Source organism: Cobetia sp. PDI-12MA (genome assembly GCF_059507695.1).
Genome location: NZ_CM183351.1, coordinates 1,870,325 through 1,883,103, shown reverse-complemented (window position 1 = coordinate 1,883,103; position 12,779 = coordinate 1,870,325). Strand labels below are relative to the sequence as shown.

The 12,779-nt window shown below is 61.7% G+C and carries 10 protein-coding genes and 1 pseudogene; 7 read left to right on the top strand and 4 right to left on the bottom strand.

Annotated features, from left to right (window positions below; genetic code table 11):
* The first annotated feature begins 230 nt into the window (after positions 1 to 230).
* The 6 genes from AC5WNI_RS08125 (at position 231) to AC5WNI_RS08100 (ending at position 4,293) form a co-directional block, all read left to right on the top strand.
* Positions 231 to 614 carry a hypothetical protein gene (locus tag AC5WNI_RS08125; RefSeq protein ID WP_487885981.1) on the top strand — a complete coding sequence of 128 codons (384 nt, stop codon included), beginning with the start codon at positions 231 to 233 and terminating at the stop codon, positions 612 to 614.
* A 119-nt stretch (positions 615 to 733) separates the two neighbouring features.
* Positions 734 to 1,621, top strand: a complete 888-nt coding sequence (locus tag AC5WNI_RS08120) for an AzlC family ABC transporter permease (RefSeq protein WP_487885982.1) — start codon at positions 734 to 736, stop codon at positions 1,619 to 1,621.
* Positions 1,618 to 1,992: a branched-chain amino acid transporter permease gene (locus AC5WNI_RS08115; RefSeq protein ID WP_043333568.1), complete on the top strand. Its 375-nt coding sequence runs from the start codon at positions 1,618 to 1,620 to the stop codon at positions 1,990 to 1,992. Before AC5WNI_RS08120 ends, AC5WNI_RS08115 begins: the two co-directional genes overlap by 4 nt.
* Positions 1,993 to 2,062: 70 nt before the next feature.
* The gene (gene pdxH / locus AC5WNI_RS08110) at positions 2,063 to 2,713 is read left to right on the top strand and encodes a pyridoxamine 5'-phosphate oxidase (protein WP_487885983.1); all 651 of its coding nucleotides are present in this window, start codon (positions 2,063 to 2,065) and stop codon (positions 2,711 to 2,713) included.
* Between the two features lie 301 nt (positions 2,714 to 3,014).
* On the top strand, positions 3,015 to 3,542 hold the full coding sequence (locus AC5WNI_RS08105) for a hypothetical protein (RefSeq protein ID WP_487885984.1): 528 nt from the start codon (positions 3,015 to 3,017) through the stop codon (positions 3,540 to 3,542).
* Between the two features lie 79 nt (positions 3,543 to 3,621).
* Complete coding sequence (locus AC5WNI_RS08100) at positions 3,622 to 4,293, top strand: RluA family pseudouridine synthase (RefSeq protein ID WP_054556709.1); 672 nt, start codon at positions 3,622 to 3,624, stop codon at positions 4,291 to 4,293.
* A gap of 122 nt (positions 4,294 to 4,415) precedes the next feature.
* Here the strand turns inward: AC5WNI_RS08100 and AC5WNI_RS08095 are convergent, their stop codons facing one another.
* From AC5WNI_RS08095 to AC5WNI_RS08080, 4 genes are all read right to left on the bottom strand, one after another.
* Entirely contained in the window at positions 4,416 to 5,336 is a 921-nt protein-coding gene (locus AC5WNI_RS08095) for a glycine betaine ABC transporter substrate-binding protein (RefSeq protein ID WP_249330434.1), read from the bottom strand.
* 153 nt (positions 5,337 to 5,489) lie between these two features.
* A complete protein-coding gene (locus tag AC5WNI_RS08090) occupies positions 5,490 to 6,347 on the bottom strand; it encodes an ABC transporter permease (RefSeq protein ID WP_043333557.1) in 858 nt (285 codons plus the stop codon).
* A complete protein-coding gene (locus tag AC5WNI_RS08085; protein WP_495929095.1) occupies positions 6,344 to 7,552 on the bottom strand; it encodes a quaternary amine ABC transporter ATP-binding protein in 1,209 nt (402 codons plus the stop codon). The genes AC5WNI_RS08090 and AC5WNI_RS08085 overlap by 4 nt, the downstream gene beginning before the upstream one ends.
* Before the next feature lie 447 nt (positions 7,553 to 7,999).
* Positions 8,000 to 11,089 (bottom strand): bifunctional acetate--CoA ligase family protein/GNAT family N-acetyltransferase, encoded by a 3,090-nt coding sequence (locus AC5WNI_RS08080; protein WP_487885987.1) that lies wholly within the window; start codon positions 11,087 to 11,089, stop codon positions 8,000 to 8,002.
* Between the two features lie 201 nt (positions 11,090 to 11,290).
* Between AC5WNI_RS08080 and AC5WNI_RS08075 the strand changes: the two are divergent.
* Positions 11,291 to 12,223: pseudogene (locus AC5WNI_RS08075) on the top strand (histone deacetylase family protein); the annotation flags it as partial.
* Positions 12,224 to 12,779: the final 556 nt, after the last annotated feature.

Here is a 12,779-nt window from a genome sequence, read left to right as displayed (position 1 = left end):
GCACCTTCCCACGGCGGCTTGCCGCCTTCCCCACTGCTACCCACCTTTCATTCCAGCGTGTCTCCTCAACCATCGCGCGCCGCCCATGCCGAGTCGGCGCCCGCGAGCTGACCACAGCGAGGCTTTGCCATGATCGACCTGACGACACACTTGTCTTGACAGCTCGTGGCGGCGCTCTTGCGTATTGGCATGCTTGAGGACGAAAGGGAGAGAAAAGTCAGAGCGAAAGCATGAGTGAAAGCGCGCAGAGCTTACGGCAACTGTGCCCCCTGCCAGATGACCAGAACGGCAATGCCGATCGCCAAGCCCAGTGTGGCCGTGAAGATGGCACTGGCACGCCCTCATCCACTACCGATTCATCGCGCCTGAAATGCTTGCGGTCATGCACCATCGCCCAGATCAGCCACTGCACCGCGCAGGCCATGCCAGACGATGGCCATCAGATGCAGGGCGATCAGCCCCATAGCAGCATGATATTGGTGTTAGATAGCCATGGCCTGGCGACTCACGGTAAATCAATCCGCCTTGGCGCCATGAGACATGTGAAATATCAGCAATGGTGCGCTGATTCAGCATTTTCCACTGCCAGCTGCCACCTTGGCAGCATCGCCTGACGCTTGATGACATTATATGCTGCGTGGATTGTCTGCGGCTTGCCGGGACTCGGCCTCTCGAAGGCCCCCTGCTTGTGTCGCTCGTCTTCACCCCGCCTGCGCAGAACGGAACTCTCGCCATGTCACCGCCATCCACGGCCAGTACCTCGCACGCCTACCGGGACGATACCACCTGTCCGGGCTCGTCTCCCCCGCAGCCAGTCAGCAGTCGCCATCTATGGCAACAGGCACTCAACCAGACCCTGCCGGTGATGTTCGGCTATATCCCGCTGGGCGCTGCCTTTGGTGTGCTGTTCACACAGCTGCCGTTGAGCCCATGGCTGGGCCTTATCATGTCACTGGTCATCCTGGCCGGGGCCGGCCAATTCCTGGCGGTGGCCTTGCTTGGTGCAGGCGCCGGCATCACCGAGGTCTTCGTGGCCACGCTGCTGCTCAATTCGCGTCATCTCTTCTACGGCCTGTCGTTGCTGGAGCGCTTCCGCGCGGCGGGCCTTGGCAAGCTCTACCTCATCTTCGGGCTGACCGATGAAACCTACTCGCTGCTGGCCAGCCTGCCGCGCAGCGGCGAACGCGATGATCCCGTGGCGCGCCGTGATGACCAGCGCCTGATGTTGCGCATCACCTTCCTCAACCAATCCTGGTGGGTACTGGGGACGCTACTGGGTCTGGCAGCCGGACAGCTCAGCTTTGACAGCAGCGGCATCGAGTTCGCGTTGACGGCGCTGTTCGTGGTGCTGGGCATCGAACAGTGGTTCGCCCTGCGCGAGCGCTGGCCCTTCATGCTCGGCCTGCTGGTCACGCTCGCGGGCCTGTGGCTGCTGCCGAAAGATCAGCTGTTGCTGGGCAGCATCGCGGCAGCCTGCGCTCTCCTGCTCGGGCAGTATCATTACCAGCGTGGCAAACATCAGCCACACGTCACGCCTGCCCCGCGTGACGATCATCATCAAGGCAAGTCTGGCGAACGCCAGACTGAGCACAATCAAGCCTCGGAGCACACCACCCCATGACGACCCTGCAGGCTTTGCTATTGATCGCCGTGTCAGCCGGTGCGACTTTCGCCACACGCGCGCTGCCCTTCGTGTTTCTTTCCCGCCATTCGGCCCATCCGCTGATTCTGCATATGGGCCGCTATCTGCCGGCCATCGTGATGGTCGTGCTGATCATCGTCTCGCTGTCGGCCATGCAATTGCCTGACATGTCAGAGTCCGCGCACCGCATCTCGGCCTGGCAAAGCTGGCTCGAGAGTGCCGAGGGCGCCGGCATGCTGGTCGCGGCCCTCTGCGTGGCGGGACTGCATCTGTGGCGACGCAATGCGCTGCTCTCGATTGCCGTCGGCACCGGGCTTTACATGGCGTGGCTGCAGTTGGGCGGGGTCTGAGGCTTGCGATCCAGCACGTGAGCGGTCACAGTCATGTCATTACATGAGCAATTCATCAAGGGAGCCCACCATGAACCGCGATATCGCCGATGTGCGCAGAACCTATTCCGGTGATGGCCTGAGCCTTGCGAACACACCGCTGGAACCCTTCGAACTGTTTCAGGAGTGGTTGACCAGCGCCCTGTCCGCCGATGACAACGACGCCAATGTCATGACGCTCTCCACCGTCGACAGCCAGGGCAAGCCGCATGCGCGCATCGTGCTGCTCAAGGGCTGCGACAGTGAAGGCTTCATCTTCTATACCAACTATCAGAGCCACAAGGGCAGCGAACTGGCCAATGTGCCCTTCGCTGCGCTGACCTTCTGGTGGCCCGCGCTGGAGCGCCAGGTGCGCGTCGAAGGCAGCGTCGAGAAGGTCGCGGATGCCACCTCCGATCAGTACTTCGCCTCACGCCCCAAGGAAAGCCAGCTGGGCGCCTGGGTCTCTCAGCAGAGTGTCGAGATTCCCGATCGCGAGTGGCTCAGCGAGCGCCAGGGTCGCTTCGAGCAGGTCTATGCCACCACCGAGGTGCCGCGTCCGGAGCATTGGGGCGGCTATCGCGTGGTGCCGGAGATGATCGAATTCTGGCAGGGGCAGCCCTCGCGCCTGCACGATCGCGTGCGCTACCAGCGCCTGGACACAGAAGACGGCGAATGGCACAAGCAACTGCTGGCGCCCTGACCCGCTAGCCAGTCTGTGCCGATAGCCAGTCTGCGCCACAACAGGCGCTCTTCTCGAGGCTCCGCTCATGCGGGGCCTCTTGCGTTGCCGTTCGGGTTACCGTCTGAGTGCCGCTACTGCTATCGATTGCGCTATCCCTTGAGACCCCACGGTGCAGATTCGCGCGGTCAGCGACTTGCCCTTGCTGGACACAAGCCGGACAATGGCCGCCCTTTCGGCCTCTCGAACGCCAGTCAGCCTGCGCCCTCCACGGTGCATCCGACATGGTCTACGATGCCAGACACGCTCAGATGGAGGCTTCATGGCCTGGGATGACAGCGGCACCCCCAAGGTAGCACGTCAGACACTGGTAGACCGTCTGCTGGCCGGCTACACCCCGTCCGACAGTCATGGCATCTCGCTGGTCGATCACGCCGTGGTCGGCAATGTGCTGTATACCGTGCTGGAACACCCTCACGGCCATACCTTCATTCGCCAGCACCTTATGCAGGCCCCCAAGAATGGTGACCCCAGCCGCTGGGAATACCATATCCGTGACGAAGGCACGCCAGACATTCCGCTGCAATGCCCCGAGGAGCTGCTCGAACAGTCGACAGCGCCCGGTGAGGTTGCCGCCCAGTGGCGCGCCGACACCCGCGCGGCGCGTGATGCTGCCGCGACGCGCAAGCGCAAGATCAAGAAGCTCAAGAAGGGTGAATTGCTGACCGCACTGGATGGCAGCCAGGTGATCTTCGTGCGCGCCTTCACCGCCAGCCTCTTCATCGGTCGTGCGCCAGAGGATGGTGAGGACGATGAGTACGAGTATCACTGGCAGGATATCTCGCTCTAGACCACATTGGTGCTCTAGACCGCGCCAGCGCCCACTTGCCGTTTCGCCCCGCCCACCTTGACGTCACTGACGAGCCTTTATGCAGCCACAAGCCGACCCGTTCATCGTTCCCGTCTGCCACGAAACCTACGCGGTGCTGTACGCCGACGATGACATCCTGCTGATCCACAAGCCCAGTGGCCTGCTCAGCCTTTCCGGCAAGCATCCGCTCAATCTGGATTCGCTGCATCATCGCCTGGTCAAGGAATACCCCAGCGCCAAGCTGCTGCATCGGCTGGATTTCGGCACCTCCGGCATCATGCTGGTCGCGCTCAACAAGCCGGCCAACGGCAACCTGACCCGCCAGTTTCAGGACCGCAATATCGGCAAGTCCTACACCGCGATCCTGCATGGCCATCTGGAGGAGGACAGTGGGCGCATCTCGCTGCCCATCGCCAAGGACGTCGACCAGTTCCCGCTGCAGAAGATCTGCCACGAGACCGGCAAGACCGCCATCAGCGATTTCCGCGTCATCGAGCGCCTGGAGAATCCGGCGCGCACGCGAGTCGAATTCACGCCGGTGTCAGGTCGCACGCATCAGTTGCGCATCCATAGCCAGCAGATCGGCCACCCGATCCTGGGCTGCGATCTCTATGCGACGGATGAGGCCTTCTTCATGGCCGAGCGCCTGATGCTGCATGCCGAGATGATCAGCTTCGATCACCCGGTGAGCGGTGAGCGCATGGAAGTGCGCAGTCCCTGTCCGTTCTGATCAAGTCTGAGCCCGCCGAGTGTGAGTGACGCGTCATCTGCAGGCACACAACGAAACGCCCCCACAGGGTCTCCTGAGGGGGCGTTTCGTCATTCATGACTCAGTGAGTCATGCGCCAGGCATTATTCAGCCGCGGCCGGCAGCCATTCCTTGACGATGTCCTGATGGCTTTCCACCCACGCCTTGGCGGTTTCGTAGGGGTCAGCGTCGTCTTCCTGGTTGTTGAGCATCACTTCGCCCATGTCAGCCGGGGTCCAAGCGAAGTTGTCGAGAATCGCGTAGACCTCCGGCATGTCTTCCTCGAGTCCCTTGCGCGCCAGGGTGTGAATCTCCTCGGCACCGCCGTAGACGCCCTTCGGGTCATCCAGATACTTGAGATCCCAACGGGCGAACATCCAATGCGGCGTCCAGCCAGTGACGACGATCTCACGCTCACCCTTGATCGCATTGCTCAGCGCGGCGGTCATGGTCGCCCCGCTGCCGGTGGTCAGGTCGATGTCCTCGAGATCGTAGTCCTCAAGCACCTGCTCGGTCAGACGCGTCAGACCTGCGCCCGGCTCGATGCCGACGATGCGCTCATCGATATCCTCGGCGTGGGTCTTGATGTCGTCGATGGTCTCGAGCTTGCTGTAGGACGGCACGACCAGCCCGAGCTTGGTGCCTTCGAGATTGACGCCCAGGTCGTCGACCTTGTCGGCGATCTTGGCCATGTAGTCTTCGTGGGTGGTGGGGAGCCACGCACCGACCATGCCATCGGCATCGCCGAAGGCGACCGCCTGGAACATCGCCGCCGCAGACAGCGCCTTGAGTTCGACGTTGTAGCCCTGCGATTCGAGCACCGCCTTGACCACATTGGTGGAGGCGACTTCAGAGGACCATTCGACGTAGGCCAGCGTCACATCGCCCTTGTCACCGGCGGCATACACGGCGCTCGCCCCGGCCAGTGAGGAGGACATGACAGCGCCGAGCAGCAATGCCTTGGTGGCGGCATTCATCTTCGCGGTGACGTTCAAGGTAGTGCGGGAGGCATCTTGATTGTTCATCATTTTCCCCTTTATTCGAATTTACTCATTGTTTATCGAAGCACGCCTGTCGAAAAACGCGTGTCGACGGCCAAACGTTGAGTCGGGTATGGAAAGTGCTCGAGGCGGCCTCCGTATTGCCACAAAGCGCACGGAGGCCACTGGTGAATCCCCTTATGAACGAGGCTTCTTTTCCTTGCTGAAGGTCTGGGTCAGGCGGTCGAGCAGCATGGCCAGGATGACCACCGCGATGCCCGCTTCGAAACCATCTCCCGGGCGCAGGCGCTGGATGGCTTTCCAGACCTCATTCCCCAGGCCATCGGCGCCGATCATGGCCGCGATCACCACCATCGACAGTGCCAGCATTATGGTCTGGTTGATGCCGGCCATCACGGTGGGCAGCGAAAGCGGCAGCTGCAGCTTGAAGAGCTTCTGGCTGCGGGTGGCCCCGAAGGCATCGGCCGCTTCGATCAGGTCATTGGGCACCTGACGAATGCCCAGCGTGGTGAAGCGAATCGCCGGCGGCATCGAGAAGATCACGGTGGCGAAGATGGCGGAGACCGAGCCGATGCCGAAGAAGGGAATCGCCGGAATCAGGTAGACGAAGGCCGGCATGGTCTGCATGAAATCCAACACCGGCATGATGACCTTGTAGAAGCGGTCCGAGAGTGCCGCCAGTATCCCCAGCGGTACCGCGATGACCACGGCGACCAGGGTGGCGATCACCACCAGGGTCAGCGATTCGATCATCGGGTCCCACAGATCCAGGTTCCAGATCAGTCCCAACCCCAGTACGGAACCTATGGCCAGGCGCGTGCCGGCCAGCCGCCAGCACAGCAGCGTCACCAGGGCGATCAGCGCCCACTCGGGCAGCCACATCAGCGCATCGTTCAGGACGTCGATGCCGGTCTCGGTGAACTTGGAGATACCGCGCGTGATGCTGGAGTAGTTGGTCGTCAGGTAATCAAGCCCCGTCTCGATCCAGTCACCCAGCTCTATCTTCGGGATGGTAAAACCGGTTGCGTCGCTCATGCGTGTGCCTCCCCTGCTTCCGCCAGTTCTGCGAGTACGGACCCTTTGATCACCACGCCCAACAGGCGGGATTGCTCATCGACCACCGCCAGCGGATGGTGATGACCGGCAAACATCGCGAACAGGTTGTGCAGCGGTTCTTCCGGCGAGACCTGACAGCAATCGGAGTGGATGATGCTCGAGAGATCGGTGAGATTCTCGCGCACGGCACGTTCGGTATCCTCGGCGGTGATGATCCCGAGTACCGTGCGATCACGACGCACCACGAACAGGCTGTCGAGGCCGTTGTCGCCCATCTTGCGCAGCGCCGTGCGCGGGCCATCATCATCCCGTGCGGTGGCACGCACATCGGTCATCGCCGAGCGGGCAGTGAGGATGCGCGACATGTCGACGCCTTCGACGAAGCGCGCCACATAATCATTGGCCGGGGAAGTGAGGATGCTTTCGGGGGAGCCGATCTGCACGATCTCGCCATCCTTGAGCAGGATGATGCGGTCACCGATGGACAGGGCTTCATCAAGGTCGTGGGTGATGAAGATGGTGGTCTTCTTCATCTTGTGCTGCAGCGCCAGCAATTCCTGCTGCATGTCCTTGCGGATCAGGGGATCAAGCGCCGAGAAGGCCTCATCCATCAACAGCACCGTGGAGTCGTTGGCCAGTGCTCGCGCCAGGCCGACACGTTGCTGCATGCCGCCGGAGAGCTGGCGAGGGTAGGCATCTTCCCAGCCCTCAAGGCCGACCTGCTTGAGCGCATCGCGACCGCGCTGATAACAGACTTCCTTCTCCTCGCCGCGCACCTCAAGCCCGAACTCGGCATTCTGCTGCACGGTGCGGTGCGGGAAGAGCGCAAAATTCTGGAATACCATCGAGAAATGCTTGCGACGACAGCGCAGCAGCGACTTGTCATCCAGCTTGGCGACATCATCGCCGTCGATGAGGATCTCGCCCTCCGTCGGCTCGATCAACCGGTTCAGGCAGCGGATCAGGGTCGATTTCCCGGAGCCGGACAGCCCCATGATGACCAGCAACTCGCCTTCCATCACATCAAAGTCCACGTTGGAAAGCCCCAACGTCTGGCCAGTCTTCTCGAGGATCTCAGGGCGCTTCATGCCCTCATCACGCAATTTGAGCGCCTTGTCGGGCTGATTGCCGAACACCTTGCTCAGATTGCGCACTCGAATCTTCACGTCGCGAGTGTCAGTCATTGGCTTTCCTGTCGTCAGCGGGCAGGAAATATCCACAGATTCAGTCCATTACGCACTCCACTCGGCAGGGAGAATGGCTCTCTCTGCCGCTGAAATCGCGTAATCTGCCCGCAAGCTTAGCTTGCCAACCTGTCGACAGAATACTGTGTCATCCCCTGCGCCATAATCCATAAAGGATTCTTATATTTGTAATTACAATACAGTTTTATTGATAAGCGCTCAAACACGAACATACGCTTATACGACCAAGGTGGTATGCGCGTGACCCCGCTACCTATACCTCCCTGAATCACGATACTGGGCATCGTTGTTTATCCAATGCTCTCAAGCCCGTCACGCATTGCGTATTGCCGAGAACCACCAGGCAAGCCACGCACCTGCCCGTCACAACTCCCTGCACATGGCGATGAATCTGCTCATGCACAGAGCATGCACCAACAATGCACATCAGGCCTTGGCTTCCAGCCTCAGGTGCTGCCAATCACTGACCGGCTCGTTGAGACGGATGCTGGCATCGATGACCTGCTCCTCCATGTTGTAACGACAGGTGAAGCCGAGGTGCTTCATCAAGGCGCGCATCGGGTGGTTGTCGATCATGATCTTGCCGACCATCTCCAGAGTGCCCAGTGAGCGGCAATAACGCAGCATCTTCTCCATCAACAGCCTGCCGATCCCCTCGCCTTGCATGTCATCACGAATGATGACGGAGAACTCGGTGCGAATGTTGTCTGGGTCATTCCATACCCGCACCACCCCCAGCATCTCGCGCTGCGGTGACTCACCTGATTGGGCTTCCACTTCCCGCTCGGCGATGAAGGCCATCTGGCGGTCGTAGTTGATCTGGGCGAGCAACGCGAGATCTCGCTGCGTCAGCGCCGCCTTGTGATGGAAGTAGCGGAAACGAATGCTTTCCTCGGAGAGCCTGGCATGGAAGGCCGTGATCAAGGGTGCATCCTCACCGCGTATCGGACGCACCTCGACGAGCATGCCATTGTCCAGCGACACCCATTCACGCAGCTCTTCAGGGTACGGCATGATCGCGAAACGAGCCGGTTTGCCGAGGTCCAGCGCGAAATCCACCGCCACGGCTTCCTCGCGGTTGAGCAACAACGGATTGATTTCCAACCCTCTTATGTCAGGCAAATCCGATGCCAACTGTGAGAGCTTGATCAACAACGTGCTGACGCGTTCGAAATCGCGCTCCGGATCCGGCGAGTGCTCGGCGATCAGGCGGGAGGCATGGCTGCGCGAGATCAGCTCACGCGCCAGGGTCATGTTGAGGGGCGGCAAGGCCACCTGGCGGTCCGCCAGCACATTGACCTTGTAACCACCGATACCGAACACGATCACCGGGCCGAATTCGTCATCGCGCGTGATACCTGCACTCAACTGCAGCGAATGCTTGCCACGCTGCATCGGCTGCAGGCAGAACTCATGAATGCGCGTACGCTCGTGCACACTGCGACCGCGCTCGGCATCGCCCTCCGCCACCTTCTGGGTGATGCGGCGAATCGCCAGCGCGATATCCTCCGGGCCGGAAAGGTCCTGCACCACGCCGGAAGACAGCCGCTGTGGGTAGCGGCGGTAGCGGAAAGGTCGACTGTTGTGTTCATGCACCACGCGCAGCGCATAGGGGCCCTGGCGAGAAGGCGTGTCGTCATCAGTGGCAGAACGCTGCAACTCGACGATGGCGCGCGCGCCTTCGGCAGCGTCAAGCACATAGCGACTGGGCGCGGTGGCAATGCCATAGGTATCGAGTACCTGCGCCGTCTCCGAGTGGGTCAACCATTCACGGCCCGCACGCCGTGCGCTGTGCACCAGGTCATGGGCGCGGGCGCGGATCTCGGCACTGGTCGAGAAGGCCAGGCTCGGTGGCGTCTGCTGCAACAGTGTCTGCACGCGGTGGTAATCGACCATCTGCAGGAAGGCCTTGACGCCCTTCTCAGGTGACAGATAGGTCGGAATTCCGGCCAGATGGCATTCATGGCGGGCCGAAAGTGCTTGTTCGAGCCCCATCCAGCTGGTCAGCAGGTTGCGTCGGAATTGCTTGCGATGCGCCACCAGGGCCTCGGCCGTTGCCCGTGAGGGAGCGAGGCGTGTCGGGGCATGCACGACCAGCACGGCGTCCACGCCACTGTCATTGGCCACGATGTTGACCGCAGCCAGGAAATCTTCCGGCGTGGCATTGCCACCCAGATCCACCGGATTGCGCCCCGGCAGGCTGACATCCAGCTCGGCCTTGAGCAGCGCCTGGCGACTCTCATCACTCAGCTCGGCCAACTTGCCGCCACCCGCCATCAACTTGTCGATGGCCAGCAAGGCCGGACCCAGCCCATTGGAGACGATCGCCAGCCGATCACCACGCAACGGCTTCATGCGATTCAGCGTCTCCAGTGCATCGAACATGTCTTCGCTGTCATTGACCCGCACCACCCCGGCACGAGCGAGGGCAACATCGACGATCCGGTCGCGATTGGGCACGCCACGCGTGACATGTGTTCCGAACAGGTCGGCTTCTGGGGTACGGCCACTCTTGATCGCCAGCACCAGTCGATTGCGGGATGCCTCGCGCAGCGCGGTCATGAAGTGCATCGGGTCGTGAATGCGCTCCAGGTGCAACAGCAACGCTTGCGACGGCCCGTACTGGTTCAGGTAGTCGATCAGATCGGGCAGCATCACATCGACGCTGTCGCCCAGGGTCACCAGATGCGAGAAGCCGATGCCGCGCCCTGCCGCCCAGTCGATCATCGCATTGCCCAGCATCCCCGACTGGCCGAGATAGGCGACCTTGCCCTTGGCCACTGGCTGCCCGCTGAAGGAGGCATTCAGGTGGCGGTTGGGCACACAGATGCCCATGCATTCTGGCCCGAGCAGGCGAATCCCACTGCCTCGTGCGGCCTTGAGCAACCGACTGTTGAGGCTTTCCTGGTCACGGTGGATACGCGGGACTTCGACACCCGGCTCTCGTGCATGCGAAGCATCCAGCACGTCGTCCGTGCTGTCGGCGATCCGCGGGTAGCGCTCGGCGCTCGACGCGGCAGGCTCGCCGGCCTCATCCAAAGACGACGCCTCGGTGACGGAGGGTTCGGGGCCTGGCTTGCCCGTAGTGGACCTGTGACTGCCCGGCAGGCGCGGGGCAGAGAAGTTCAGCCCGTCGCGGCGTGACAGCATCTCAAGCCCCTTGCCGGTGACGCGGGCCAGCGAGCTGACCGGTGTCGGCGCAACACCTCCCGAAATCAGCAGCGCCGCCTTGACGCCGCGCCGGCCCAGCTTCTCGACCACACGCGGCAAGGTATCCGGCGGTGAGCACAGAATGGCCAGGTCCGGCACCTGCTCTAGCTCACTGACCCGCTTGACGCACGCCACGCCATGCACCGTCTCATATCCCTTGGGGTTGACCACCGTCAGGGCGCCCTTGAAGCCCCCTTCAAGCAGATTGCGCAGTACCTGCCCGCCCAGTGAATGCGGCTTTTCCGAGGCGCCGATCACCACGATACTGGCGGGCTCGAAGAAATTGCGCAGAAATCGCGTTCCCATAGGCTTGTCCTGTCAGCGGTTGCGCCTCGTCAGCGCGATATGAGCAGCATGCCGCGAAAGCGCAGGTCTGAACAGCCATCCTCGCGCCCTTCATGCGTGAAACAAGGTAGACCATCGGCGACTGGCTCATGCCATTGACGACTCTTACTGTTACGTCATGGTGCAGACCATTATGACCCGCACACTCACGCAGGCATGCCGATGATCACCTCCTACATATCCCATCGCGACTGCGGTCAGCATTTCATGGGCCCCACCCATCCCGAGAGCCCACTGCGTCTGCAGGCCATCGAGCGTCAGCTGGCGCTGAGCGGCGTGATTCAGCATGTCCAGCAATACAGTGCGCGAGCGGCAACGCTTGAGCAGCTGGCGCGCGTGCACCCCATGCGCCACCTGCAGGCGTTGGAGAAATGTCCGCCCCAGGCCGGGCAGCTGCTGACCATCAACGAAGACACCGTGATGTGTGCCGATAGCCTGGTCGCGGCGCGACTGGCCGCCGGCGCGGTGGTACGCGGGGTCGACCAGGTGATGCGTGATCAGGCCGACAACGTCTTCTGCGCCGTGCGCCCCCCGGGCCACCATGCCGAACGCGCCGATGCGATGGGCTTCTGCTTCTACAACAACGTGGCGGTGGGCGCTCTGCACGCCCGGCAGCATTACGGCGTGAAGCGGATCGCGATCCTCGATTTCGATGTACACCAGGGCAACGGCACCGTCGATATCTTCAAGCATGACCCCGATACGCTGGTGTGCTCCTCCTTTCAGGACGCCATGTACCCGTGGCGCTACCTGGAGAGCCGCTGGGAGCACATCCACAACACGCCCCTGAGCGAAGGCAGCGGCTCACTGGCCTTCCGGCGCGCCATTGAAGCCCAATGGCTGAAGAAGCTTGATGATTTCAAGCCGGAGTTGATCCTGATCTCGGCGGGCTTTGACGCGCACCGTGAAGACCCGATGGCAGAACTGTGCCTGGAAGATGACGACTATTACTGGGTCACCCTACTGGCGATGGATGTCGCGCGGCGTCACTGCCACGGGCGTATCGTCTCCGTGCTGGAGGGCGGGTATTGCCTGGAGGCGCTGGGGCGCAGCACCGAGGCGCATCTCAAGGCGCTGGCGGGCTTGCCGATGCAGGATGGCCTCGAGGCACGTGCCGGCGGCCATCGTCCTTCTAAGCAACCCATGTCAGAGCGACCCGAGTCAAACAAACCCGAGCCAGACCAGCTCGATCTCGCGCCTCCCACCGTGGATGCCCTCCCGCCCCGCTCCGCCTCTGGCACACCAGACGGCGTCCAGCCGTCGCTTGCCAAGCCCGCCGAGGATGAGCGTGATCACCCGCTGTTCTAGCGTCTGGCTGCTCTAGTGCCCGACTGTTCTAGCGCTGGGCATCCCCCGCACCGGTGACTTTTTCCCTGACGCACACCACACCTCACGACAGGTTTCCCGCAGCCAGGAAACCTGTCGCTGCATCATTGGAGCACCAGCGAGCCTTCGGTGTCGCGAACAGCCATGTCACAGACAGCCATGTCGCGGACAGCCATGTTGGCTACGTGTCGGGATGATGCGCGTTTGCCATGCTGTGATAAGCTGGCGATAAAGTTTCCGATAGTAAACTTTATCGCCAGCTGACAGCGCTGCGACACCCGATGTCGTGCGCCGCCAATATCACGCCCATAGCGAAGCCACTCTC